This window comes from Pseudomonas sp. PSE14 (assembly GCF_029203285.1).
In the GTDB taxonomy this organism is placed as follows: Bacteria; Pseudomonadota; Gammaproteobacteria; order Pseudomonadales; family Pseudomonadaceae; genus Pseudomonas.
This window is the reverse complement of sequence record NZ_CP115669.1, coordinates 3,847,900-3,872,203: the sequence shown is the minus strand read 5'-3', so window position 1 is coordinate 3,872,203 and position 24,304 is coordinate 3,847,900. Positions and strand designations below refer to the sequence as shown.

The 24,304-nt window shown below is 65.5% G+C and carries 25 protein-coding genes; 12 read left to right on the top strand and 13 right to left on the bottom strand.

The annotated features are described in order from the left end of the window. Window positions 1–278: 278 nt before the first annotated feature. Window positions 279–1,193: a LysR family transcriptional regulator gene (locus O6P39_RS17680; RefSeq protein WP_275607782.1), complete on the bottom strand. Its 915-nt coding sequence runs from the start codon at window positions 1,191–1,193 to the stop codon at window positions 279–281. Window positions 1,194–1,773: 580 nt separating this feature from the next. Here O6P39_RS17680 and O6P39_RS17675 point away from each other — a divergent pair. Next, window positions 1,774–2,793, top strand: a complete 1,020-nt coding sequence (locus O6P39_RS17675) for a zinc-dependent alcohol dehydrogenase family protein (protein WP_275607781.1) — start codon at window positions 1,774–1,776, stop codon at window positions 2,791–2,793. A 630-nt stretch (window positions 2,794–3,423) separates the two neighbouring features. Here O6P39_RS17675 and O6P39_RS17670 read toward each other — a convergent pair. Next, window positions 3,424–3,771 carry a GFA family protein gene (locus O6P39_RS17670; RefSeq protein WP_275607780.1) on the bottom strand — a complete coding sequence of 116 codons (348 nt, stop codon included), beginning with the start codon at window positions 3,769–3,771 and terminating at the stop codon, window positions 3,424–3,426. 101 nt (window positions 3,772–3,872) lie between these two features. Here O6P39_RS17670 and O6P39_RS17665 point away from each other — a divergent pair, with 101 nt between their 5' ends. Together O6P39_RS17665 and O6P39_RS17660 are read left to right on the top strand one after the other, a co-directional pair. Then, a complete protein-coding gene (locus O6P39_RS17665; RefSeq protein WP_275607779.1) occupies window positions 3,873–4,151 on the top strand; it encodes a hypothetical protein in 279 nt (92 codons plus the stop codon). Between the two features lie 86 nt (window positions 4,152–4,237). Continuing rightward, window positions 4,238–4,846: a flavin reductase family protein gene (locus O6P39_RS17660; RefSeq protein WP_275607778.1), complete on the top strand. Its 609-nt coding sequence runs from the start codon at window positions 4,238–4,240 to the stop codon at window positions 4,844–4,846. A 4-nt stretch (window positions 4,847–4,850) separates the two neighbouring features. On the opposite strand, the gene O6P39_RS17655 is transcribed toward O6P39_RS17660, so the two are convergent. Continuing rightward, window positions 4,851–5,225 (bottom strand): hypothetical protein, encoded by a 375-nt coding sequence (locus tag O6P39_RS17655; RefSeq protein ID WP_275607777.1) that lies wholly within the window; start codon window positions 5,223–5,225, stop codon window positions 4,851–4,853. Window positions 5,226–5,493: 268 nt separating this feature from the next. Here O6P39_RS17655 and O6P39_RS17650 point away from each other — a divergent pair, with 268 nt between their 5' ends. Next, window positions 5,494–7,449: a methyl-accepting chemotaxis protein gene (locus O6P39_RS17650; protein WP_275607776.1), complete on the top strand. Its 1,956-nt coding sequence runs from the start codon at window positions 5,494–5,496 to the stop codon at window positions 7,447–7,449. On the opposite strand, the gene O6P39_RS17645 is transcribed toward O6P39_RS17650, so the two are convergent. Both O6P39_RS17645 and O6P39_RS17640 read right to left on the bottom strand, forming a co-directional pair. Continuing rightward, the gene (locus O6P39_RS17645; protein WP_275607775.1) at window positions 7,417–9,153 is read right to left on the bottom strand and encodes a SulP family inorganic anion transporter; all 1,737 of its coding nucleotides are present in this window, start codon (window positions 9,151–9,153) and stop codon (window positions 7,417–7,419) included. The genes O6P39_RS17650 and O6P39_RS17645 overlap by 33 nt on opposite strands. A 238-nt stretch (window positions 9,154–9,391) precedes the next feature. Then, complete coding sequence (locus O6P39_RS17640) at window positions 9,392–10,396, bottom strand: NADP-dependent oxidoreductase (protein WP_275607774.1); 1,005 nt, start codon at window positions 10,394–10,396, stop codon at window positions 9,392–9,394. 226 nt (window positions 10,397–10,622) lie between these two features. Here O6P39_RS17640 and O6P39_RS17635 point away from each other — a divergent pair, with 226 nt between their 5' ends. Together O6P39_RS17635 and O6P39_RS17630 are read left to right on the top strand one after the other, a co-directional pair. After that, on the top strand, window positions 10,623–11,384 hold the full coding sequence (locus O6P39_RS17635; protein ID WP_275607773.1) for an SDR family oxidoreductase: 762 nt from the start codon (window positions 10,623–10,625) through the stop codon (window positions 11,382–11,384). Between the two features lie 426 nt (window positions 11,385–11,810). Further along, window positions 11,811–12,701 (top strand): bile acid:sodium symporter family protein, encoded by an 891-nt coding sequence (locus O6P39_RS17630; protein WP_275607772.1) that lies wholly within the window; start codon window positions 11,811–11,813, stop codon window positions 12,699–12,701. Window positions 12,702–12,798: 97 nt separating this feature from the next. Here O6P39_RS17630 and O6P39_RS17625 read toward each other — a convergent pair whose 3' ends face one another. Genes O6P39_RS17625 through O6P39_RS17615 form a run of 3 tightly spaced genes read right to left on the bottom strand, consistent with a single transcriptional unit; the run spans window position 12,799 to window position 15,830 of the window. After that, window positions 12,799–13,962 carry an AAA family ATPase gene (locus O6P39_RS17625; protein WP_275607771.1) on the bottom strand — a complete coding sequence of 388 codons (1,164 nt, stop codon included), beginning with the start codon at window positions 13,960–13,962 and terminating at the stop codon, window positions 12,799–12,801. A 53-nt stretch (window positions 13,963–14,015) separates the two neighbouring features. Continuing rightward, the gene (locus tag O6P39_RS17620; RefSeq protein ID WP_275607770.1) at window positions 14,016–15,215 is read right to left on the bottom strand and encodes a benzoate/H(+) symporter BenE family transporter; all 1,200 of its coding nucleotides are present in this window, start codon (window positions 15,213–15,215) and stop codon (window positions 14,016–14,018) included. A 12-nt stretch (window positions 15,216–15,227) separates the two neighbouring features. Beyond that, window positions 15,228–15,830 (bottom strand): LysE family translocator, encoded by a 603-nt coding sequence (locus tag O6P39_RS17615; RefSeq protein ID WP_275607769.1) that lies wholly within the window; start codon window positions 15,828–15,830, stop codon window positions 15,228–15,230. Between the two features lie 157 nt (window positions 15,831–15,987). Here O6P39_RS17615 and O6P39_RS17610 point away from each other — a divergent pair, with 157 nt between their 5' ends. Then, on the top strand, window positions 15,988–16,629 hold the full coding sequence (locus tag O6P39_RS17610) for a hypothetical protein (protein ID WP_275607768.1): 642 nt from the start codon (window positions 15,988–15,990) through the stop codon (window positions 16,627–16,629). Here O6P39_RS17610 and O6P39_RS17605 read toward each other — a convergent pair. Continuing rightward, on the bottom strand, window positions 16,626–17,069 hold the full coding sequence (locus tag O6P39_RS17605) for a MarR family transcriptional regulator (protein ID WP_275607767.1): 444 nt from the start codon (window positions 17,067–17,069) through the stop codon (window positions 16,626–16,628). The genes O6P39_RS17610 and O6P39_RS17605 overlap by 4 nt on opposite strands. An 82-nt stretch (window positions 17,070–17,151) precedes the next feature. Between O6P39_RS17605 and O6P39_RS17600 the strand changes: the two genes are divergently transcribed. The 4 genes from O6P39_RS17600 (at window position 17,152) to O6P39_RS17585 (ending at window position 20,688) form a co-directional block, all read left to right on the top strand. Then, window positions 17,152–18,318 (top strand): PLP-dependent aminotransferase family protein, encoded by a 1,167-nt coding sequence (locus O6P39_RS17600; protein WP_275607766.1) that lies wholly within the window; start codon window positions 17,152–17,154, stop codon window positions 18,316–18,318. A gap of 9 nt (window positions 18,319–18,327) precedes the next feature. Further along, on the top strand, window positions 18,328–18,930 hold the full coding sequence (locus tag O6P39_RS17595) for a glutathione S-transferase family protein (RefSeq protein ID WP_275607765.1): 603 nt from the start codon (window positions 18,328–18,330) through the stop codon (window positions 18,928–18,930). A 351-nt stretch (window positions 18,931–19,281) separates the two neighbouring features. Then, window positions 19,282–19,743 (top strand): bacteriohemerythrin, encoded by a 462-nt coding sequence (locus O6P39_RS17590; RefSeq protein ID WP_275607764.1) that lies wholly within the window; start codon window positions 19,282–19,284, stop codon window positions 19,741–19,743. Window positions 19,744–19,839: 96 nt separating this feature from the next. Continuing rightward, window positions 19,840–20,688, top strand: a complete 849-nt coding sequence (locus O6P39_RS17585) for a cache domain-containing protein (protein ID WP_275607763.1) — start codon at window positions 19,840–19,842, stop codon at window positions 20,686–20,688. 69 nt (window positions 20,689–20,757) lie between these two features. Here O6P39_RS17585 and folE read toward each other — a convergent pair whose 3' ends face one another. The 4 genes from folE to O6P39_RS17565 all read right to left on the bottom strand — a co-directional run bounded on the left by folE (window position 20,758) and on the right by O6P39_RS17565 (window position 23,157). Beyond that, window positions 20,758–21,303 carry a GTP cyclohydrolase I FolE gene (gene folE, locus O6P39_RS17580; RefSeq protein WP_024765420.1) on the bottom strand — a complete coding sequence of 182 codons (546 nt, stop codon included), beginning with the start codon at window positions 21,301–21,303 and terminating at the stop codon, window positions 20,758–20,760. A 141-nt stretch (window positions 21,304–21,444) separates the two neighbouring features. Further along, window positions 21,445–22,002 carry a Smr/MutS family protein gene (locus O6P39_RS17575; RefSeq protein ID WP_275607762.1) on the bottom strand — a complete coding sequence of 186 codons (558 nt, stop codon included), beginning with the start codon at window positions 22,000–22,002 and terminating at the stop codon, window positions 21,445–21,447. A 67-nt stretch (window positions 22,003–22,069) separates the two neighbouring features. Beyond that, complete coding sequence (locus O6P39_RS17570) at window positions 22,070–22,390, bottom strand: hypothetical protein (RefSeq protein WP_275607761.1); 321 nt, start codon at window positions 22,388–22,390, stop codon at window positions 22,070–22,072. A 170-nt stretch (window positions 22,391–22,560) separates the two neighbouring features. Beyond that, window positions 22,561–23,157, bottom strand: a complete 597-nt coding sequence (locus O6P39_RS17565) for a cysteine hydrolase family protein (protein WP_275607760.1) — start codon at window positions 23,155–23,157, stop codon at window positions 22,561–22,563. Between the two features lie 179 nt (window positions 23,158–23,336). Here O6P39_RS17565 and prmB point away from each other — a divergent pair, with 179 nt between their 5' ends. Further along, window positions 23,337–24,254, top strand: coding sequence for a 50S ribosomal protein L3 N(5)-glutamine methyltransferase (prmB, locus tag O6P39_RS17560; RefSeq protein ID WP_275607759.1), 918 nt, complete (start codon window positions 23,337–23,339; stop codon window positions 24,252–24,254). The last annotated feature ends 50 nt before the right edge of the window (window positions 24,255–24,304 follow it).

Here is a 24,304-nt window from a genome sequence, read left to right as displayed (position 1 = left end):
CGGCGTTCTAATTGGTTTTGGGACTTCTGATGGAGCGGAGTCTGCGTTCGGGGACGCCTGGGAACTAATCGAACGAGCAAATTTTGATTATCACGTGGAGTGATAAATGCCTTTGCACTATGCGCACGAATAGATAGAAGAAGCGGGCACGGGATTTGCCCGGAGGGGGCTCTTCGTAGGAGCGAGCTTGCTCGCGAAGCTCTTTTCACCGGACGCGCCATGCGATGAGGGTTCGCGAGCAAGCTCGCTCCTACAGGGAGAGTTACGCGTTCTGGAAGTCAGAGGCTGTCAGGGTCGCCCACGAACATGGTGATGCGCGAGCGCAGCCAGCGTTCAGCCGGGTCGTTGTCCTGGGCGCCGCGCCAGACCATCGACAGATCGGCCAGGCGGGTGGGGAAGGGCGGTTCGTCGGCGCGCAGGCCGCCGCTGGCGGTCAGTGCCTGCGCCACGTACTCGGGCACGGTGGCAATGATGTCGGTGCCGGCCAGCAGCTGGGCGAGACCGACGAACTGCGGCACCGCCAGCACCACCTGGCGCTTGCGGTCCATCTCGGCCAGGGTCTGGTCGACGAAGCCGTCCAGGTCGCCTGCATAGGACACCAGCGCGTGCGGGCGCGCGCAGTAATCGTCGAGGGTCAGGGCGCCGGGGATCGAGTCGGCGCGCAGGACCTTCCAGGTGCTGCGGCGCAGGGTCTTGCGCTTGGCGTTGGCCGGCAGCTCATCGGTGTAGCTCACGCCCACGGAGATTTCCCCGGAGGCCAGCAGCTGCGGCATCAGCAGGTAGTTGGCGCGGCGCACCACCAGGGTGATGCCCGGCGCTTCGGAGCGCAGGCGGCGCAGCAGCGGCGGCAGCAGGCCGAATTCCACGTCATCGGACAGGCCGATGCGGAACACCGCCTTGCTGGTGGCCGGATCGAAGTCGGCGGCGCGGCTCAGGGCGGTGGAAATGGAGTCCAGCGCCGGGGAGAGGTGGCCGAAGATTTCCTGGGCCCGCGCGGTGGGCTCCATGCTGCGTCCGGTGCGGACGAACAGCGGGTCGTCGAACAGACTGCGCAGGCGTGCCAGGGCCGCGCTGATCGCTGGCTGGCCGAGGAACAGCTTCTCGGCCGCGCGGGTCACGCTGCGCTCGTGCATCAACGTCTCGAAAACGATCAACAGGTTGAGGTCAACCTTGCGAAGGTCGTTGCGATTCATGGGGACACCTAGGGTCTGTTGACGTTTTGACGCGAGCCGCGTTGCTGCGTCAAATCACGCCAGGCTAGGCGCGGGACGCAGGAAATGGTCATTCCCTTTCCAAGTCCCGCAACGACGCATGGCGTGATTTGCCGCGCAACCCGAAGGGACGGGCCGCATTTTGCGCAGCGCTGCGTTACTCGTCGTTCATTTGGAATGACCAAACCACTCTCCTCGCGCCTTGCCCTGCGCAAAATGCGGCACCGTCGCGGCCGCGTCCAAACGTCAACAGACCCTCTACGATGGGGGAAAAGTGAAGCCCGAAGCGACCTGCGTCAAGTCTGACAGATAAGTCCTTGATCAATTTCCACTTTTTTATCGAGAATCGTACACCGGTGGTGTAGTCCCGATCGAGCCGCAAAAGTGCCCGGTGTATCCCGGCAAACACCCGTCGCAGAGCCTCCGGGCCGCGTCGGGTCAGGGTTTGCGACGGTGCCGAATCATCGCTGTTTATGTCAATTATCAACGGTGAACGGTGGTGTCGCCCCCAAAGCCCGGATAGAGTCCGTGGCTATAGAGATATTAAAAGGCGAGGTATGTGATGTCCCGCATGATCCGTTTCCACCAGTTCGGTGACGCCTCGGTCCTGAAGATCGAGGAAATGCCGACCCCGCAACCGGGGCCGGGTGAAGTGCTGATCCGTACCCAGGCACTGGGCGTCAGTTGGCGCGATGTGCTCTGGCGGCAGAACCTCGCCCCGGATCAGGCCAAGCTGCCGGCGGGCATCGGTTATGAACTCTCCGGTATCGTCGAGGCCGTGGGCGAAGGGGTCGACGACCTCGAACCCGGCACCCCGGTGGCCAGCTTCCCGGCCAACTCGCCGAACCTCTACCCGGCCTGGGGCGACCACGTCGTCCTGCCGCGCACTTCGCTGACGCGCTATCCCGAGGTACTGAGCCCGGTCGAAGCCGCCGTGCACTACACCGGCCTGCTGTATTCCTACTTCGCGCTGGTGGAACTGGCGCAGATCAAGCCCGGCCAGCGCGTGCTGATCACCGAGGCTGGCCACTGCCTGGCTCCGCAGGCCGTGCAACTGGCCAAGGCGCTCGGCGCCCAGGTGATCGCCACCACCAGCCACGAGGACAGCCGTGCGTTCCTCAAGGAGCTGGGTGCGGACAAGGTCATCTACACCGAGGAGCAGGACCTGGTGCTGGAAGTCGAGCGCTTCACCAAGGGCGAGGGCGTGGAGATCGTCCTCGACCAGTGCGCCGGCCCGCAGATGAAGCTGCTGGGTGACGTGGCCGCGCAGCGCGGCAAGCTGATCCTGTACGGCATCAACGGCGGCAACGACGCGGCCTTCCCGGCCTGCGCGGCCTTCAAGAAGCACCTGCAGTTCTACCGTCACTGCGTGCTGGACTTCACCGGCCAGCCGGAGATCGGCCTGACCCGCAACGACGACGCCGTGCAGCGGGCGCTGACCGCGATCAACCAGATGACCGCTGACCAGCTGCTCAAGCCGAGCATCGACCGGGTGTTCGACTTCGCCCAGTACCGCGACGCCAACTACTACATGGAAACCTGCCCGGGCGGCGGCCGTGTGGTGATGAAGATGCCGGAGTGATCTGTCATCGGTCGCTGAAAAAAGCCACTCTTCGGAGTGGCTTTTTTGTGCCTGTTGCTTTTCTGCGGCGAGGGCGACGGGCTTGCGCCCGTGACCGCGGATAAGATCCGCTCCTACGAGAACTGCCTCGGTGCTAACCGGCAAACCGTAGGAGCGGACTCCGTCCGCGATGCTCTTGCTTTCCGTAGGGTTAATAACGCCTAAGGCGTTATCCGCCGATATTGGGGTTGGGTGTTTCTGCGCCGCTTCGGCGTGTGCTGAGAGATTTTGTTTCGCCCCCTCGGGCGAGTCCCTTTTGTCAAACGACACAAAAGGAACCAAAAGGTCTTGCCCCATCATCCGGCCCCGGCTTCGCCGGGGTTCCCTCGCTCCATCGAAGTTTCAGGGGCACGCGTCGATGGGCCATCCATGGCCCAACGACGCTCTCGCGGCATCCATGCCGCTCAACCCCTGAAACTCCGATTCCACTCGGCCTCCTGAAGGGGCATTCCGGCGCGTGCGGATACTTCTCTGGAAGTCCTCAAAGGCAAGGGCAAAAACAAAGCGTCTCTGTGCGCGCTAGCTCTGCTCCCGTAGGAGCGGAGCTTCTCCGCGATAAGCGCCTGCAAGGCGCTCCTCATGTCCTGCCCGCTACACACTCTTGCCATCGTACTCGCGAACCTTCAGCCCACTCACATCCACGTCCGGCAGGCAACGCACGTTGACCGCCGCGATCGGGCTGCCGTCGGGCATCGCTCCGAACGCCAGCGGCGCGCAGCCGCAGGTGGGGCAGAAATGATGCTTGATACGGTGGGTGTTGAAGGTGTAGGTGCTCATGGCGCTTTCCGGCGTGGTCAGGCGCAGCTTGTCCCGGGGCACGAACCACAGCAGCGAACCGCGCCGACTGCAGATCGAACAGTTGCACTGGGTGACTTCGCCGATATCGCCTTCGACGTCAAAGGCGATGCCGCCGCAGTGGCAGCTTCCGTGATACAGCATGATCATGCTCCTCGTGGAATGGACGAACAGCCAGTGTAGTCCGGCGCGAGCGGCCAGGGCCGTCTAAGCTGGAAGGCGCCTGCACAACCAAGGAGGTCGTCATGAAGGCACTTTATGCTGCACTCGCCGCCAGCCTGCTGCTGGTCGGCTGCTCGGGCACCACGGTCGACCGCGACAGCTGCGCCAGCGAACTCAACGCGGCCTGGAAGGAGCTGGACCTGGCCAAGGCCGAGGGTTTCGCTGGAACCGTCAGCTATTCCAAGGCGCTGACCCTGATCACCGCCGCCAAGACCGAGCAACAGGTCGAGTCCTACGGTGGTTGCCTCGACAAGGCCAGCAAGGCGCGTTTCTACATCAAGGAGTCGCGCGCCGGACGTTAACGCTGGCGTGTAGGGAGCCTCTGGCGCGGGCATAATCGCCGGGCGGACGGACGTACCGATCCGTCCGGCAGTCAGGGGACCCTTGCATGCAACTCGATTTCACCACCCTCGCGCCCGCCGACGCCTACCGTTGGCTGGCCTCCACCGTCACTCCGCGCCCGATCGCCTGGGTTTCCACGCTGTCCGCGGAGGGCAAGAGCAACCTCGCGCCGTTCAGCTTCTTCCAGGTCATCAGTGACGAGCCGCCGACCCTGATGGTCAACACCAGCGTGCGCGGCGATGGCAGCGTGAAGGACACCCTGCACAATGTTCGCGAAACCGGCGAACTGGTGATCCATCTGGTCAGCGCCGCCCAGGCCGAGATGATGAACGCCACCGCCGCCTGGCTGCCCCACGGCGTCAGCGAAATCGAGAATGCCGGCATCGCGACCGTTCCCAGCGAGCGCGTTGCGCCGCCGCGTGTGCTCGGCGCGCCGGTGGCTTTCGAGTGCCAGTTGGCCGAGATCATTCCCTATCCGGCGGACAAGCCCAGCGCCTACCTGATCTTCGCCCGCGTGCTGCTGGCGCATGTCGATGACGGCGTGATGCGCGACGAGCGCCATGTCGACCCGGCGAAGCTGGACCTGGTGGGACGCCTGGGTGGAACCCAGTACAGCTACACCCGCGACACCTTCAGCATGATTCGCCCCAAGTAAGCCGTCAGGCGAAATCCAATGAAAGGCCCAGGCGCCAGCGGTTGTCGCTGAGCCTCGCCGCGTCCAGCCGCTCGCCCAGGGCGAACAGCTCCCGCAACAGGGCGGGGCGGTCGGCGAATTCCAGCGTCTGTTGCCGGAGCAGATCGAGGATGGCCTGTACCAGGCGCCGGCCGCTGTCGGCGTCGAACCAGCAGTCGAGCAACTCGCCTGCGGTCTCGTCGTACTCGAAGGGGCAGAGAAAGCGTGCGATCGACGGCAATCTGCGCTTTTTCAGCCAGGGATCGATCCGCTGCTGTTCGCGGTACAGCTCCGGCATTTGCAGCTCGGCGGCGAATCCGGCAAGCGGACGCTGCAGGATCAGTCGATAGCTGGCATTCATTCGCGCACCCCGGTTTAAGACAGAGGTGTCGGAATTTGCCCGGGGTCCAAGGCTGGCGCTGTCGGCGTTATCTGCAGGTTGGGTCTGAAAACTCCTATCAATGTTCTGGATACGACCTGCACGTATCCATCAGCAGCATCACGGTGCCATCACCGTCTCGGACTCTATCCAGCGTCCGACGACGCTCCTAATGTTCCCCGAAAAAACGACGACAACGAACAGGAGACCTTCGTCCCGAAGGATCGCCTGCATGCTGGGGGGAGATGCCATGGTTGCGTTCGTGCAGCGACGTCTGGCCGATATGGGAACGGCGAAGAAACTGGCCATCGGATTCGGCCTGGTGCTGTTGTTGACGGCGCTGGTGGCGGTGATCGGCGTCGCCTCGCTGCGCTCGATCTCCCAGCGCTTCGAGCTGCTCAACGACCTGTCGACGATCAATCGCTCGGTACTGGAGATGCGCCTGCGCGAGAAGGACTTCGTGCTCGATGGCAACCCCACGGCCGCGGATGACCTGCGCAAGCACGCGGCGCAGCTGGGCGAACGGGTGGCACGGCTCAAGACGCTGCCCGAGCAGGCGGCGACCATGACGCAGGTGGAGCAGGGCATCGCGGACTACCTGGCGGCCTTCGATCGCTTCGAGCAGTCCAGCAAGAGCCGGCGCCTGTCGCTGGATGCCGCGAGCTGGTCGGTGAGCGGTGCGTCCAACAGCCTGGATATCCTGCAATCGAGCCTCGCCGATGATGGCGCCTATGAGCTGAAGGAATCCCAGGGGCAGAAAGGCGAAGAACTGTTGCAGCAGGCCGGCCAGGTCAGCCAGTTGTCCCGCCTGGTGTTGCAGGGGCTCAACGAAGCCCGCTCGCGCCTGGAATCGGGTGGCGAGGAGAAACCCACGGATGGTCGTATCAAGTCCGCCGCCGAGGCTCTGGAGCTTTCCAGCAAATTGCAGGCGAGCATCACCGATCCGACCTATGTGACGGTGCTCAAGGACGTGGTCACCAATATCAACGCCTTCGTCGAGAAACTCGACGAGTACACCGCCGCCCTGGAGCAGGAAAAACAGGTGCACGCGCAGATGCGTGAGCGCGCGGACCAGGTCATGCAGCGCGTGGACGACGCCTACGCTGCGCAGCAGTCGGCCATGCTTGCCGGGCTGCGCACCAACGCCGGGTTGATCCTCGGTTCGGCGGCGCTGGCGCTGCTGGTGGGGGCGCTGGCAGCGCTGCTGATCACCTGGATGATCGTGCGCCCGCTGCGCCAGGTGATCGGCATGGCCAGTCGCATCGCCGAGGGCGACCTGAGCGCGACCATCGAGGTGCGGCGCAAGGATGAGGTGGGGCAACTGATGCTGGCCGTGGCGAGCATGGCCGACAGCCTGCGCGGTATCGTCAGCCGTCTGCGCGACGGCGTCGGGCAGATCACTGCGTCGGCGCAGGCGCTGTCCGGCGTTACCGAGCGCACCCAGCTCGGGGTGAACACGCAGAAGGCCGAGACCGACCAGGTGGCCACCGCGATGAACCAGATGGCGGCCACGGTGCACGACGTGGCGCGCAACGCCGAAGAGGCCGCCAGCTCCGCCGAGCAGGCCGATGGCAAGGTGGCCAGCGGGCAGGAAGTGGTACGCCAGACTCTCGGCCGCATTGAACAACTGGCCGATGCGGTGCGTACCGCCACCCAGAGCATCGAACAACTCGGCCGCGAGAGCCAGAATATCGGCAGCGTGCTCGATGTGATCAAGAGCGTCGCCGAGCAGACCAACCTGTTGGCCCTCAATGCCGCCATCGAGGCAGCGCGGGCGGGCGAGCAGGGGCGCGGCTTCGCCGTGGTCGCCGATGAGGTGCGAGCCCTGGCGCGGCGAACCCAGCAATCCACCGCCGAGATCGAAAGCCTGATCACGTCCTTGCAGAGCGACGCCGCCACCTCGGTGCAGCGCATGCAGCGCAGCCATGCGCTGGTGGAAATGACCGTTGGCGATGCGGTGCAGACCGAGGCGGCGCTGGGCACCATCGCTTCGGCGGTAGCGGTGATCCACCAGATGAACCAGCAGATCGCCGCCGCGTCCGAGCAGCAGAGCGCGGTGGCCGAGGAGATCAGTCGCAGCGTCACCAGCATCCGAGGCATCGCCGACGAATCGGCTCAGGCCATGGAGTCCACCGCTTCCTCCAGCGTCGAGCTGGCGCAGCTCAGCCGCGAACTACAGGGGCTGGTCGGGCAGTTTCGGCTCTGAGGGCTGATTCCAGGTGTCCTGCGCCTTGCGCTGGCGGTGCCAGCGCTTGTAGGCGTTGACCCCGGCGCGCACCGAGCTGAACACCAGCGGCGGCTTCACCTCGCCCAGCGCCCCGGAGCGCTTGAGCATCGCCAGCGTCTCGCCGGTGACCCGCGCCAGGGACAGGTGCACGCCCTGGGCATCGAGGGTCTGCTGCACTTCGCGCAAGGTCGTCAGGCCGCTGATGTCCAGGTTGAGGATGCCCTCGGCGTTGAGCAGCACCGCACGTGGCTGGTGCGCCTGGGCCACCACTTCCAGCAGGCGCTGCTTGAAGTAATCGGCGTTGAAGAACAGCAGCGGCGCATCGAAGCGGTAGATCACCAGCCCCGGCAGGGTGTGTGCGTTGGGGTACTGCTCCAGCTCCACCTGGCCGTCGATGCCGTGCACCCAGCCCATCACCGCGTCGTGGGGCCGATAGGTGAGATAGAGCAGGCGCAGCAGGGCGAGCATGATGGCGACGAAGATGCCCGGCAGTACGCCGACACTGAGCACGCCCACCGTGGTCAGCACGCACAGGGCCAGCTCGAACCGGCTCAGGTTCCAGAAACCGCGCAGGGCGCGGAAATCGATCAGGCCCCAGCCGGCCATCAGCAGCACTGCGCCCAGCGCCGGCACCGGCACCCAGCCCAGCGGCTTGCTGAACAGCAGCAGGATCAGGCCGATCACCAGGGCGGCGACGACCCCGACCATCTGGCTCTTGCCGCCGAGCATGTCGTTCACCGCGGTGCGAGAGTCGGCACCGCTGATCACGAAGCCTTGGGAAATCCCGGCGCCGATATTGGCCATGCCCAGCGCCATGAACTCATGGTTGGCATCGATGCTGTAGCCGTGGCGGGCGGCGAAACTGCGCGCGGTGAGCATGGCGCTGCAGAAACTGATGATGGTAATGCCCATGGCATCGCGGAACAGGCTGCCCATCTCCTCGATAGTGGTGTGCGGCAGGGTCAGCGTGGGCAGGCCCTGGGGCACTTCGCCGAGCAGCTTGATGCCGTACTGGTCGAGCCCCAGCAGTGCCGCCGCCAGGGTGGCGAACAGCACGCCGACCAGGGCACCGGGGATCTTCGGGTAGAAGCGCGGCAGGACGATCATCAGCAGCAGCGTGGACGAGCCCAGGGCGAGCGTCGGCAGGTGGGTGGCCTCCAGGTTGCGCAGCAGGGCGACCAGGCCGCGGATGAAACCGCTGGTTTCGCTGTGGTAGCCCAGCAGCTTGCCGAGCTGGCCGGCGATCAGGCTCAGGCCGATGCCGTTGAGATAGCCGACCAGCGTGGGCCGCGAGAGGAAACTGGCGACGAAGCCGGCGCGGGCGAAACCGGCGGCGATGGACAGCGCGCCGACCATCACCGCGACGATCATCGACAACTGCAACAGGCGTTGCGGGTCACCGGCCGCCAGCGGAGTGATCGCAGCGGCGACCATGGCGGCGGTCGCGGCGTCCGGGCCGACCATCAACTGCCGCGAGCTGCCCACCAGGGCGTAGATCAGCATCGGCAGGATGCAGGCGTAGAGCCCGACCTGGGCGGGGAAACCAATGATCTGCGCGTAGGCGATGGCGGTGGGAATCTGCACAGCGGCGACCGAGAGGCCGGCCTGGATATCGCGGGTCAGCCAGTCACGGCGATAGTGCAACAGGCTGTGCAGACCGGGCAGCCATTGGGCGAGGGGCATCGGTGAATCTTCCTTGGGGACGACCAAGGAGCAAGCTTAGATGGAATAGGGGGGCGGGGCTTGTCGAAAATCAGTGAGATAGAGGGATCGGGGCTCGTCGTAGGGCGTACAACCGTTCGCGGTTGTACGCCGATACGCCGGGCATGGACATGGGCTTCGTGGCTGAACCCGGAGCGCGGTGAAACCAAGGTGAGTCGGCGGATAACGTCCAACGTTATTCGCCCTGCATTCCTGTCCGTCAGACCTTCAAGACCAGCTTGCCGAAGTTCTCCCCACTGAAGAGTTTCGCCAGGGTCTCGGGGAAGGTTTCCAGTCCCTCGACGATGTCTTCCTTCGACTTGAGCTTGCCCTCGGCGATCCAGGTCGCCATGTCCTTGAAGCCTTCCGGGAAGCGGTTGGCGTAGTCCATTACCACCATGCCTTCCATACGCGCGCGGTTGACCAGCAGCGACAGGTAGTTGGCCGGGCCGCGCACCGCTTCCTTGTTGTTGTACTGGCTGATGGCGCCGCAGATCACCACCCGCGCCTTGGGCGCCAGGCGGGCCAGCACGGCGTCGAGGATGTCGCCACCGACGTTGTCGAAGAACACGTTCACGCCCTTGGGGCACTCGCGCTTGAGGCCGGCGTTGACGTCCTCGGCCTTGTAGTCGATGGCGCCGTCGAAGCCCAGCTCCTCCACCAGGTAGCGGCATTTGTCCGCGCCACCGGCGATGCCCACCACCCGGCAGCCCTTGATCTTCGCAATCTGCCCGACCACGCTGCCCACCGCCCCGGCGGCGCCGGAGACCACCACGGTATCGCCTGCCTGCGGCTGACCCACGTCGAGGAAGCCGAAGTAGGCGGTCATGCCGGTCATGCCCAGTGCCGAGAGGTACAGCGGCAGCGGTGCGCGCTGGCTGTCGACCTTGTAGAAGCCCTTGGGCTCGCCGAGGAAGTAGTCCTGCACGCCGAGGGCGCCGTTCACTTCGTCGCCGACCTTGAAGTCCGGGTGCTGCGAGGCGATCACCTTGCCCACGCCCAGGGCGCGCATCACGTCGCCGATGGCCACCGGGGCGATGTAGGACTTGGCGTCGTTCATCCAGCCGCGCATGGCCGGGTCCAGCGAGAGGTACTGGTTCTGTACCAGGATCTGGCCGGGGCCGGGCTCGCCGACCGCGGTTTCCACGTAGGCGAAGGTGTCGCGGGTGGCGGCGCCGACCGGGCGCTGGGCGAGCTGGAACTGGCGATTGATCTGGGCGGTCATGGCAGTGAACTCATGAGGGGAAAGCCATAGGTGATAGTCCTCGCAGCCGGTGGCGGCAAGCTCCGTCCGCCGGAGGAATGATCACTTATCGGTCTGAGTGATCTGGCATCGAAGGCATCATCATTGATATGGATGCATCGCCCATGCGCCGCCTGATAGTGCTTCGCCTACTCGGGTGGCTGGCTAGACTGCGACGGTTATTCCCACACCGCTTCGAGGTTCGCTCATGAGTCAGCTGCTTTCCGGCCAGGTCGCCCTGGTCACCGGCGCCGGCAACGGCATCGGCCGCGCCACCGCCCAGGCCTTTGCCCAGCAGGGCGTGAAGGTCGTGGTTTCCGACGTCGACGCCAAGGGCGGCGAGGCCACCGTCGAGCTGATCCGCGCGGCGGGCGGCGACGCCACCTTCATCCGTTGCGACGTGACCCGCGATGCCGAGGTCAAGGCGCTGGTGGAAGGTACAGTAGCCGCATACGGTCGCCTGGACTACGCCTTCAACAATGCCGGTATCGAGATCGAGAAGGGCCGGCTGGCCGAGGGCGAGGAAAGCGAGTTCGACGCCATCATGGGGGTCAACGTGAAGGGTGTCTGGCTGTGCATGAAGCACCAGATTCCGGTGATGCTCGCCCAGGGTGGCGGCGCCATCGTCAACACCGCCTCGGTGGCCGGCCTGGGCGCCGCGCCGAAGATGAGCATCTACGCTGCCTCCAAGCATGCGGTGATCGGCCTGACCAAGTCCGCCGCCATCGAATACGCGAAGAAGAAGGTGCGGATCAACGCCGTGTGCCCGGCGGTGATCGATACCGACATGTTCCGCCGCGCCTACGAGGCCGATCCGAAGAAGGCCGAGTTCGCCGCCGCCATGCACCCGGTGGGACGTGTCGGCCGTGTCGAGGAGATTGCCGCTGCCGTGCTGTACCTGTGCAGCGACAATGCCGGCTTCACCACCGGTATCGCGCTGCCGGTGGATGGCGGGGCGACGGCGATCTGATGTTTCGGGCTGGGTGGTCCGGCGCTCGGGCTGCCCTCACCCTAACCCTCTCCCAGTGGGAGAGGGGACCGTTCGGCAGGCTCGGAAAGTCTGGAGCTTCCATCCGGCACTCAGGTTTGCCGTCACTTCGGACGACTCCCTCTCCTCGGGGAGAGGGTTGGGGTGATGGGATAAACCCCCCGCGCCACTATTGCCATGAGACACCCGTAGGAGCGAGCTTGCTCGCGAACCCGCCCAGCGCCGGAGCGGCCTGGAGATTTCGTTCGCGAGCAAGCTCCTCCTACAACATCACCCACACGATTCCGCTCCGTTCGTCACAAATCTCCGCATTCTGTTACAGGAAGAAATGGTTATCGCCCTCAAGGCCGGCTACAAACGCAGTAACGGTCGAAGGAATCGGCCGACTTCAGCTGGAGAATAACGACAATGACCGACAGCCCCTTGCTGACCCTCTTCTTGCCCATTTCCCTGGGCATCATCATGCTCGGCCTCGGTCTGTCCCTGACGATCGCCGATTTCGTCCGCGTCGTGCGCTATCCCAAACCGGTCATCATCGGGCTGGTCTGCCAGATCATCCTGCTGCCGCTGGCCTGTTTCCTGATCACCCTCGGCTTCGCCCTGGAGGCGGCGCTGGCGGTGGGCATGATGCTGCTCGCCTCGGCGCCCGGCGGCACTACCGCCAACCTCTACAGCCACCTGGCCCATGGTGACGTGGCGCTGAACATCACGCTGACCGCGGTGAACTCGGTGATCGCCATCCTCACCATGCCGCTGATCGTCAACCTGTCGCTGCTCTACTTCATGAACGACGGCCAGACCATCCCGCTGCAGTTCGGCAAGGTGGTGCAGGTGTTCATCATCGTCCTGGGGCCGGTGGCCATCGGCATGCTCATCCGCCGCCAGTTGCCGAGACTGGCGGCCGCGTTGCAGAAGCCGGTGAAGATCCTCTCCGCGCTGTTGCTGCTGGTGATCATCGTCCTGGCGGTGGCCAAGGACTGGCCGACCTTCGTCGCCTATGCCCCGGTCGTCGGCGCGGCGGCGCTGTGCTTCAACCTGCTCAGCCTCGCCGTCGGCTACTGGGTGCCGCGCCTGCTCAAATTGCCCAAGCCGCAGGCGGTGGCCATTGGCATGGAGATCGGCATCCACAACGGCACCCTCGCCATCGCCCTGGCGCTCAGTCCCATGCTGCTGAACAACAAGACCATGGCGATCCCGGCGGCGATCTACGGCGTATTGATGTTCTTCACCGCCGCCATCTTCGGCTGGTGGGTGAGCCGGGGCGTGACCAAGGCCGCAGCGGATCAGGTGGCTGCCTGAGTCGCAGGTGTTTCGCTTCCCGGTGGTTCCGGTGCTGGGCGCTTCGCGAGCAGGCTCGCTCCTGCGGGGCGGCGCGTTTCTGGGTTAAGCGATTCGCTCAATCCGCCCAATGCCACGCCGGCGCGTCGAACATGCCCTGGTCGCGGATGCGTGTCTGGCCCAGTTCCTTGTCCAGGTGCAGGCAATTGCAGTCCGGGTGTTCCTCCAGCGTGGCGATCAACCGGCTGGCGTGGGAGACGACCCACACCTGGGTGTGCTTCGACGCCTGGATGATCAGCCGCCCCAGCGCCGGCAACAGGTCCGGGTGCAGGCTGGTTTCCGGTTCGTTGAGCACCATCAGCGACGGCGGGCGTGGGGTGAGCAGGGCGGCTACCAGCAGCAGGTAGCGCAGGGTGCCGTCCGACAGTTCCGCTGCGCTCAGTGGCCGCAGCAGGCCGTATTGCTTCAAGGCGACGGCGAAGCGCCCGCCCGGTTGGCAGTCGATCTGTAGCTCGGCGCCGGGGAAGGCGTCGCTGATGGCGGTTTCCAGGGCGCGGGCATCGCCGATTTCACGAATGGTTTGCAGCGCGGCGGCGAGGTCGCGGCCGTCGTGGTGCAGCACCGGCGTGCGCGTGCCCAGTTGCGGCTGGCGCGCGGGAGCGTCGGCGTCGGTGCGGAAGTGGTCATAGAAGCGCCAGCCGCGAATCTGGTCGCGCAGTAGTAGCGCTTCGGGGCAGTCGGAGCCGCTGCCGATCTGGGTGAACAGGCTGTCGAAGGTCGGGATGTGCTGTTCCAGCACTTGCCAGCTGCGGCCTTCGCGGGCGCGCAGCATCGGGCCGTTGCGTTCCACCAGTTGTGACGCGGGGCGATACCAGGGGCCAGCCCAGATGCTTTCGTGCTTGATCTCCGGGTCCAGGCCGAAGGCGCTGACCACCGGCGGCGGTGGCAGGCCGAGGGCGATGGCGTAACCGAAGTCTTCGCCAGCAAAGCCCAGGCGCAGGCGCTTTACGTCGTTGCGTGGGCCGCCCTGGACTTCCACCTCGCCCGTGCGCATGCGCCGTGAATGGGTTTCCGGCCCGGCCCAGAAGGTGGATTCCAGTCCGCCTTCGCGGGCCAGCGCATTGACCACGCCGCCTTGTGCCGTCTCGGCGAGCAGGCGCAGGGCGCGATAGAGGTTGGACTTGCCGCTGCCGTTGGCGCCGGTGATCAGGTTCAGCCGGCCCAGCGGCAGCACCAGCGAGTTGATCGAGCGGTAGTTGGCGACGGCCAGGGTGTGCAGCATGCGGGCGATCCGGTTCAGGCAATCGCCCGCATGCTAGCAGAAGGGGTGTCCCCTTACGGGGCGCGGCGCCAGTTCAGTACCAGCTGCGTCAGCAGGCCCGCCACCAGTCCCCAGAAGGCCGAGCCCACGGAGAACAGGGTGAAGCCCGAGGCGGTGACCAGGAAGGTGACCATCGCCGCTTCGCGCTGCCGGGCTTCGGCCATGGCGTTGGTCAGGCCGTTGGTGATCGAGCCGAGCAGGGCCAGCGCCGCGATGGACAGCACCAGCGCCTTGGGCAGCGCGACGAAGAGTGCCGCCAGGGTGGCGCCGAAGATGCCGGCGACGCCGTAGAACAGCCCGCACCAGAGCGCGGCGGTGTAGCGCTTGTGCGGGTTCTCGTGGGCTTCCGGGCCGGTGCAGATGGCTGCGCTGATCGCCGCCAGGTTGATGCCGTGGGAACCGAAGGGCGCCAGCAGCAGCGAGGCGATGCCGGTGGTGGATATTAGCGGCGAGGCGGGCACCTGGTAGCCGTCCGCGCGCAACACGGCGAGGCCCGGCATGTTCTGCGAGGCCATGGCGACGATGAACAGCGGGATGCCGATGCTGATGGTGGCGGCCAGGGAGAAGCTTGGGGTGGTCCACACCGGGCGTGCGATTTCCAGCTGGAAGTGGCTGAAGTCGAGCAGACCGAGGACGCCGGCCAGGGCGATGCCCACCAGCAGCGCGGCGAACACCGCGTAGCGCGGCGACAGGCGCTTGGCGACGAGGTAGCTGAGGAACATCGCCACCACCAGCAGGGTTTGCTGTTCGGCGGCGTGGAGGATTTCCACGCAGATGCGGAACAGCACGCCAGCCAGCAGGGCGGCGGCCAGCGAGCCGGGCACCTGGCGCATCAGGCGGTCGAAGCTGCCGGTGACGCCGCACAGGGTGATCAAGGCTGCGCAGACGATGAAGGCGCCGATGGCCTCGCCATAGGGCACGCCGGGCAGGCTGCTGATCAGCAGCGCCGCGCCGGGAGTGGACCAGGCGATGACGATGGGGGTGCGGTAGCGCAGGGTCAGGCCGATGGTGGTCAGTGCCATGCCGATGGACAGCGCCCAGATCCACGAGGAAATCTGCGCGGTGGAGAGCCCCGCCGCCTGGCCGGCCTGGAACATCAGCACCAGCGAGCTGGTGTAGCCGGTGAGCATGGCGACGAAGCCGGCCACCACGGCGGCGGGGGATGAGTCGGCCAGCGGACGCAGGGGGGCGGAGGCGGGGGTGGTTTCAGTCATGCACGGATTCCATCAGGCGCTGGTGAGCAGCGGGTAGAGCGAGGCGACCAGCAGGGTGGCCATGCTCAGGTTGAACAGGCGCAGGCGCACGGGGTCCTCCAGCCAGCGCCGCAACAGGCTACCGAGGATAGTCCAGACGCCCACGCTGGGCAGGTTGACCACGGCGAACAGGGTGGCCAGGAGGATCACGTTGCTGATGAAGGCGTCGGGCGGCAGGTAGGTGGCGATGGCGCCCACCGCCATGACCCAGGCCTTGGGGTTGACCCACTGGAAGGCGGCGGCCTGGAGGAAGCTCATCGGCCTTGCGTTGTTCTCGCCGGCCGCTTCGGGGGCGCCGGCGCGGGCGATCTTCCACGCGAGGTAGACCAGGTAGGCGCCGCCGGCATAGCGCAGCGCCTGGTAGCTCGCCGGGAAGCGTTCGAACAGCTGGTGCAGGCCGGTACCGACGGCCACCACCAGCAGCAGGAAGCCGATGCTGATGCCGAGCATGTGCGGGATGGTCCGGCGAATGCCGAAGTTCACGCCCGAGGCCAGCAACATCATGTTGTTTGGACCGGGGGTGATGGAAGTGACGAAGGCGAACAGCACGAAGGCGCCGAGGAGTTCGATGGGCATGGCGGGGTACCGGTCTTGTTGTAGGGCCAGACTAATCCCGCCAGCGCGCAGCTGTCCCGTAACAGCCAGTGGCCGAGTGGGCCGTACAGTCGCGGTGGCAAGCAGCGCCTGCGCGAAGTATGTTGCACCTGCATCGTCAGTCTGGAGCCAACGGTCCATGGACCAGAACCCTTACGCCGCCCCGAAGGTGGAACTGGTGGACGCCCGGGCGCCGGAGCCTTTCCTGCATGGGCGCTGGAGCGCCGGTGGATTGCGGCTGCTCGCGGGGTTGAGCCTGGCCATGCTGCTGACCGAGTTGGCCCTGCTGGGGATGTCGATCATCAATCGCCTGCCGGGCGCGGCCGCCATTGGGCAGCTGGAAGTGTGGTTGAGCGTGCTCAGCGTGTTGCTCGGCTGCTTCCTGACCTGGCGCTGCACCCGCTTCCTCGAGGATCGCTTCAGCGCCCATGGCCTGCGCTGGCCGATGGCGATCTCGATCGCGATGGCGGTACTGATGCAGCTCCACAGCATGGTGTTCGACGTCGAGTTCAACGAGATCCATGGCGGGGCGACGCTGGCGTTCCTGCTGATGTTCCTGCCCAGTGGCATCGCCCAGCTCTGGTATGGCATCCGCGTGCTGAAGATCGCGCTGCCTTATCCAACGGTGAAGGTGATGGGCTGGTTCGACGTGGTGGTTGGCGGGTGCCTGGCGACGGTCGTCCTGTTCGTGCCCGGCACCCTGCTGGCGATGGCCAGCACCATTCCCCTGGCGCTGATGTTCCTGCGCGGGGCGCGGGAGCTGGATAGCGCAGCGGGTTAATCCCGCTCCTGCGGATGGGCGATGGCCTGGTTCACCGCCATCCAGCCCCTGACCGCATCCTCGCCGGCCTCGCTGAAGGCGCGCTGCAACAGCCGGTCCTGCTCGCGGCGCAGGGCTTTCTCCAGCTTGCTGCCTTCCGGCGTCAGTTCCAGCAGGCGCTTGCGCTTGTCGCTGTCGGCCGCCTCGCTGCGGATCAGGTGCATTTCCAGCAGCTGGCGCAGCGGGGTGTTCAGGGCCTGCTTGGTCACGCCCAGGGCGGCCAGCAGCTGGCTGACGCTCAGGCCCGGATTGCGCGCGATGAAGAACAGGATGCGGTGGTGGACGCGGCTGAGCCCGCGGCGGGCGAGCATTTCATCCGGTTTCGCGGTGAAGGCCCGGTAGCTGTAGAAGAAGGCTTCGATGGCCTGGAGTTGAAGCGCGTTTTTTATTAGGTCAGGCATATTGACGTATCCGTCGTGGGCGTCGTAGCTTCGGTCAAGCAGTTTGACTCATTCTTCCGTGCTCACGCTACCGGTGACCCCCATGGCCTTCTCCGAACGCATTGCCCGTCTGAAAAGCTCCTTGATCCGTGAAATCCTTGCCGCGGCGCAGCGTCCGGAAGTGATGTCCTTCGCCGGTGGCCTGCCCGCCGAGCCGATGCTGCCGAAGGTCGAGTGGGCCGAGATGCCGGTGAGCATGGGGCAGTACGGCATGAGCGAGGGCGAGCCTGCGCTGCGCGAGGCCATCGCCACCGAAGCCCGACGCCTGGGCGTGCCCTGCGAGGCGAGCCAGGTGCTGATCGTCAGTGGCTCGCAGCAGACCCTGGACCTGGCCAGCAAGCTGTTCATCGATCCGGGCACCGAGGTGCTGCTCGAAGCGCCGACCTACCTGGCCGCGCTGCAGGCCTTCCAGCTGTTCGGCGCCAACTGCCTGACCGTGCCGCTGGGCGCCGAAGGCCCGGACGTCGCGGCCCTGCGCCAGCGCCTGGAGACCAGCAAGCCGTCCTTCGCCTACCTGATCCCGACTTTCCAGAATCCGTCCGGCGTGCGCTACAGCGAACAGCGCCGCGATGAGGTTGCCGCCGTGCTCGACGAGTTCGGCGTGACCCTGATCGAAGACGAACCCTACCGCGAGCTGGTGTTCGACGACGGCGCCGCCACCCCGCTGGTCAGCCGCCTGAAGAAGGCCAGCTGGATCTACACCGGCACCGTCTCCAAGACGCTGCTGCCGGGTCTGCGCGTGGGCTTCCTGATCGCCACCCCGGACCTGTTCCCGCACCTGCTGCGCCTGAAACAGTCCGCCGACCTGCATACCAACCGCGTCGGCCAGTGGCAGGCGCTGCAGTGGTTCGGCACCGAGGCTTATCGTGGCCACCTGGCCGAGCTGCGCGATTTCTACCGCATCCGCCGCGACGCCATGCAGGCGCAGCTGGAGGAGCACTTCGCCGAGCTGGCCGAGTGGAACGTGCCGCAGGGCGGCCTGTTCTACTGGCTGAAACTCAGGCAGCCGCTGGACACCCGTACGCTGCTGGACGCGGCCCTGGCGCAGAACGTAGCCTTCATGCCCGGCGAACCCTTCTTCACCCAACCGGATGCCAACCCCGGCTACCTGCGGCTGAACTTCAGCCATGTGGCGCCGGAGCGCGCGGGCGAAGGTCTGCGCCGCCTGGCTGCCGTGATCCGCGACGCGCAAGCCGCCAAATCCAGCTGAGGAGCGACCATGTACACCGTCTACGGCGATCAACTCTCCGGCAACTGCTACAAGGTCAAGCTGGCTCTGCACCTGCTCGGCCTGCCTTACCAGTGGCGCGATATCGATATCCTCAAGGGCGAGACCCAGACCCCCGAATTCCTCGCGAAGAACCCCAACGGCAAGGTGCCGGTGCTGGAGCTGGAGGACGGCACCTGCCTGTGGGAGTCCAACGCCATCCTCAACTTCCTCGCCGACGGCAGCGAGCTGCTGCCCAGCGAGCCGCGCCTGCGCACCCAGGTGCTGCAATGGCAGTTCTTCGAGCAGTACAGCCATGAGCCCTACGTGGCGGTGGCGCGCTTCATCGAGTTCTACCTCGGCCTGCCCGAGGAGCGTCGCGAGGAGTACGCCAGTTGCCACAAGGGCGGCTACAAGGCGTTGAAGGTGATGGAGAAACAGCTGGAGCAGACGCCCTATCTGGTCGGTGACCGCTACTCGATCGCCGACATCACCTTGTACGCCTACACCCACGTGGCGCACCAGGGCGGCTTCGATCTGTCGAATTTCCCGGCGATCAATGCCTGGCTGGCGCGGGTGGCTGATCATCCCCGGCATGTCACCATGCAGGACTGAACGTCACGCTCCGCACCTGAAAACGCCGCTTCCCTGAAGCGGCGTTTTGTTTTTTGTAGGAGCGAGCTTGCTCGCGAACAAATTACCCGGTCACTACGGCGCCGGGCAGTTCGCGAGCAAGCTCGCTCCTACGAAGAGATCTTTCTTCGTGCCGGGTTTCTACTCAATGCTTCCCATGCGACTTTCGTCTAAAAAGCTCAAAATATCATAGGTTTAGGCTAATTCCACTTGACCCGCATCATGGCGACGACTCGCCGTCATCCCTAACCTTGCCCGGCTGCATGCGGTCGTTCCGATGTGGCCGGGTGCGAGTCGCAGGCAGTGTCGTCGCCCGGCAGGTGAGGGGGGAAGATGGCCTATCTGGTCTGGCAGGAGGATCTCAATACCGGGATTCAGGTAATCGACACGCAGCACAAGCGCATCGTCGAGATGATCAATCAGCTGCACGACGCGCAGGCGCAGCATGACCGGGCGCTGCTGGGCAACGTGATCGAGGAACTGGTCGACTACACCCTGTCGCATTTCGCCTTCGAGGAGACCCTGCTGGAGGACTCCGGCTACCAGTTCACCCGCGCCCACAAGAAGGTGCACGAACTGTTCATCAAGCGGGTTTCCGACTACCGCCTGCGCTTCGAGTCCGGCGAGGACGTGGCCGATGAGCTCAAGGGGCTGCTGGGTCGCTGGCTGTTCAATCACATCCGCAACGACGACGCCAACTACGTGGAGGCGGTGAAGTCCAGCATGCAGGAGCTGACCCGCGACCAGAGCCAGGGCGGCTGGCTGTCGCGCTCGATGAAACGCTTCTTCGGCTGAATCATCAGGGAAATCGGCCTAGTCGCGACGCGAAACCCCCAAGGCTATCTATGCTCAGTGCTACATAACGAGACATGCCATTGGGGGTTCATCGGTATGAAAACGCTGTTGAAATCGCTGTTGCTGGTTTCCCTGCTGACTTCTTCCTTCTCCCTGTTCGCCGCCCAGGCCACCACGCCGACCGAGGCCACGCGCGCCCAGGCGCTGCTGACCAAAGCGGTGACCTACTACAAGAAGGAGGGCGACAAGGCCTTTGCGGCGTTCAGCCGCCAGGGCGAATTCATCGATGGTGATCTCTACGTCTTCGTGGTGGACAGCAAGGGCACCATGCTGGCCAGCGGCGGGCCGTCGGTGGTGCTGATCGGCCGCGACGTGTCGACGACGCTCGATCCCTCCCTGCGCGAACAGTTCGCCAAGACGCTCGCCCAGCCCGCCACCGGCAAGGTGCAACAGGCGGACTACCGCTGGAAGAACTGGGCCGACGGCCGCACCGAACGCAAGCACGTGTACTACGAGCGGGTCGGCGACCGCTTCATCGCCACCGGCTACTACCTGCCGCGCGCCACGCCGGAGCGGGCGATGGCGATGCTGGACAAGGCGGCGAAGGCCATCGAGACCGATCCGGCTGGCACTTTCCGCAAGATCAATGCGCTCGATAGCAGCTTCATCGAAGACGATCTCTACGTGTTCGCCGTCGATCTCGATACCTCGAAGTTCGTCGCCCACGGCTTCAACAGCCGCATGGTCGGCACCGACTTCGCAACGCTGAAGGATCCGGGCGGCAACCCGGTCGGCCATGCCATGCTGGAACTCGCCCGTGGCAAGGGCGAAGGGGAGTTCGCCTACCAGTGGCGCAACCCGGTGACCACCCAGGTGGAGAACAAGCACGCCTTCCTGCGCAAGGTCGGCCACTACATGGTCGCGGTCGGCTACTACACGCGCTGATCGCGGGGATAAAACAGCAGACAGAAAAAACCGGCCCGAGGGCCGGTTTTTTCATGGCGACGGTTCGGCTCAGCGGATCAGGCTGAGGAACTCGCTGCGGGTGGCGGCGTTCTCGCGGAATTCGCCGAGCATCACCGAGGTGACCATCGAGGAGTTCTGCTTCTCCACGCCGCGCATCATCATGCACATGTGCTTGGCCTCGATCACCACGGCCACGCCTAGCGCGCCGGTGACCTGTTGCACGGCCTCGGCGATCTGCCGCGACATGTTTTCCTGGATCTGCAGGCGACGGGCGTACATGTCGACGATGCGCGCGACCTTCGACAACCCCAGCACCTTGCCATTGGGGATGTAGGCGACGTGGGCCTTGCCGATGAAGGGTAGCAGGTGGTGTTCGCACAGCGAGTAGAGCTCGATGTCCTTGACCAGCACCATTTCACTGTTGTCGGAGCTGAACAGGGCGCCGTTGACGATCTCCTCCAGCGTCTGCTGGTAGCCGCGGCAGAGGTACTGCATGGCTTTGGCGGCACGCTTGGGCGTGTCGACCAGACCTTCGCGGGTGACGTCCTCACCGAGCTGGCTGAGGATCGCGGAGTAGTTTTGTTCCAGGGACATGGATCTACCTGTGGCAATGACAAATATGAGAACCGTGGCGCAGGGTAGGGCGCGCGGCCTTGGCTGGCAAGGGCGGCGTGCCGGTTGGCGCATTATGGCGGGCGAGCTGGCGCCTATCGTTCGTCCCGGCCTTGAAGTCTGTTACTCGTCCCGGCCTTCGAGCATGGTCCGCCGCAGCATCACGTAGATGGCGCCGGCGCCGCCGTGGCGCGGCAGGCAGGAGGCGAAGCCCAGTACCTGCGGGTGCTGGCGCAGCCAGGTGTTCACGTGGCTCTTCATCATCGGGCTCTTGCCGTCGATGCGCGCGGCCTTGCCGTGGGTGACGCGCACGCAGCGGACCTCGAAGCGGGTGGCTTCGGCGATGAAGTCCCAGAGGGTCTCGCGGGCCTTCTCGATCTTCATGCCATGCAGGTCGAGGCTGCCCTCGAAGCCGATCTGGCCGGCCTTGAGCTTGCGCATCTGGCCTTCCTGGACGCCGTCACGGGCCCAGTAGAGTTCGTCTTCCGGGCCGACATCGATGACGAACTGGTCGGAGAGGCCGTCCACCCGGACGTTCTCGGTGCGCACGCTCGCATTCTGCCGCAGCTCCTTGAGCTGCTGGCGGTCGGCCTTGGGCTTGCCGGTATCGGCCTGGTCCACGGTGATGCGCTTGACGCCGCGCATCTCGCGGCTGAACAGGGAAAAGTCGTCGTCTTGCATGCGCACCTCCACGAAGAGCCGCGCAGTTTAACGGATCAAGCGGAATTTGCGGAAATCCGCAGGCGGCTTAGTCGCGCTTCTTCATCAGTCTCGGCGACAGGCTCAGACCTTCGCGGCCGCGTGCGCGGCGGCGGGCGGCGCGCCAGAACATCACGCCCAGCCAGAGGCAGAACAGGCCGATGACCAGCAGGACGGCGCCGGCGCCCGGTTCGATGTGCAGCACACCCACGGCGGGCTGGCGCCGCAACAGCGCGGCGACGCCGGCCATTGCGGACAGAATGCCGAAGGTGGCGATCACCGCGGCCAGGGCAGCGGCGAAGCGCCAGCGCCAGCGTCCCGGACGCTTGGGACGCAGGGACCGTGGATCGAAACTATCGGACAACTTCATCCCGACTTCCTCATCTGATGAACGAGGCTATGACCGGTCAGGGCCGGAAGGGGTTCCAACCCCGGGGTCGGGAGCGCGGTTGGCTCGGCTCCAGCAGGGCCATGGGCTCTGCGCCTAAGCTGAGCCTAACCGCTGACGGTTGTGGCTGCCGCCCGTCGGGACGGACGGTGTCAGACCAGGGCCTGGGCCTGGGCGACCACCGCGGCGAAGTTGTCGCCCAGGGCGGCGATTTCCGCCCGGTGCAGGTCGCGTGCGGCGAGCACGCCGCCTTCCGGGGTGGGGATGTCGCGGGTGGCGCAGGCAGCGTCCACCAGGGTGCAGCGGTAGCCGTAGTCCTTGGCGGCACGCACGGTGGTGCTGATGCTCGAATGGGTCATGAAGCCGCAGACGATCACATCCAGACGACCATTGGCCTGCAGGCGGTCGTGCAGGTCGGTGCCGGCGAAGGCGTTGGGCAGGCGCTTGTCCACCACCACCTCACCCGGCAGCGGGGCGAGTTCGGGGAGGAACTGGCCACGCGGGCCCTGCGGGTCGAGCACGCCGCCACGCACGCCCAGATGGTGCACATGGACAATCGGGGTGCCCATGGCGCGGGCCGACTCCAGCAGCAGGCGGATCTGCGCCACCGCCGCATCCAGGTCCGGCAGGGCCAGCACGCCGCTGCGGTACTCCTCCTGGGCATCGATGATCAACAGAGTGCTCTGGCGCAGCGTGGCCGGCGGATACCCGCGTCCACTGATCTGCAGCATGCTGAGCGGATGGGACATGTCTCAACTCCTGATAATCCACGTGCCACCATTGTGGGCTGTAACGCGCCCCCTGTGAATCTTTGCGAACGCGCTCCAAAGTGGTATTGGCAAGATCAACGATAGCTGGTCGGAGGCGCGCCAGTGGGTCGCTGTTCCGGTAGAATGCGCCCCTTTTTGCGAGCTGCGAGGACTGCGCCGTGACTCAATCCCGTTTGCTGACCCTGCGTGACCACATCCGCTGGGCGGTCAGCCGTTTCCACGCCGAGGAGCTGTTCTTCGGTCATGGTACCGACAACGCCTGGGACGAGGCCCGTCAACTCGTGCTGGGCGCGCTGCATCTGCCGTGGGAGATGGCCGATGCCTACCTGGATTGCCGCCTCGAAGACGAGGAACGCGAGTACCTGATGCACCTGCTGCGCCGGCGCATCGAAGAGCGCGTGCCCACTGCCTACTTGCTGGGCGAGGCCTGGTTCTGCGGGCTGCCGTTCGTGATCGACGAGCGCGTGCTGGTGCCGCGCTCGCCCATCGCCGAGCTGATCGAACGCCGTTTCGAGCCATGGCTGGCGGTCGATCCGGCACGCATTCTGGACCTCTGTACCGGCTCGGGCTGCATTGGCATCGCCTGCGCCAGCGCCTTCCCCGATGCCGAGGTAGTGCTGGGCGACCTGTCCTTCGATGCCCTGGAAGTGGCCAACATCAACATCGAGCGTCACGAACTGGGCGAGCGCGTCTACACCGTGCAGGGCGACGGCTTCGCCGGCCTGCCGGGGCAGCGCTTCGACCTGATCGTCTCCAACCCGCCCTATGTCGACGCCGAAGACTTCGCCGACATGCCGGCCGAGTATCACCATGAGCCGGCGCTGGGCCTGGCCTGCGGCGACGATGGCCTGGACCTGGTGCGACGCATGTTGGCCGAGGCGGCGGACCACCTGACCGAGCGCGGCAGCCTCATCGTCGAGGTGGGCAACAGCCAGGTGCATGTGGCGGCGCTCTATCCGGAAGTGGACTTCACCTGGCTTGAGTTCGAGTACGGCGGCCATGGCGTGTTCCTGCTCTCGGCAGCGCAGTGCCGGCAGCACCAGGACCTGTTCAAGGCGCGGGTGAAGGGGAATTGAGGTAGGGCGTATAACGCTCCGCGTTATACGCCGATTGGCCTGCGTCGCAG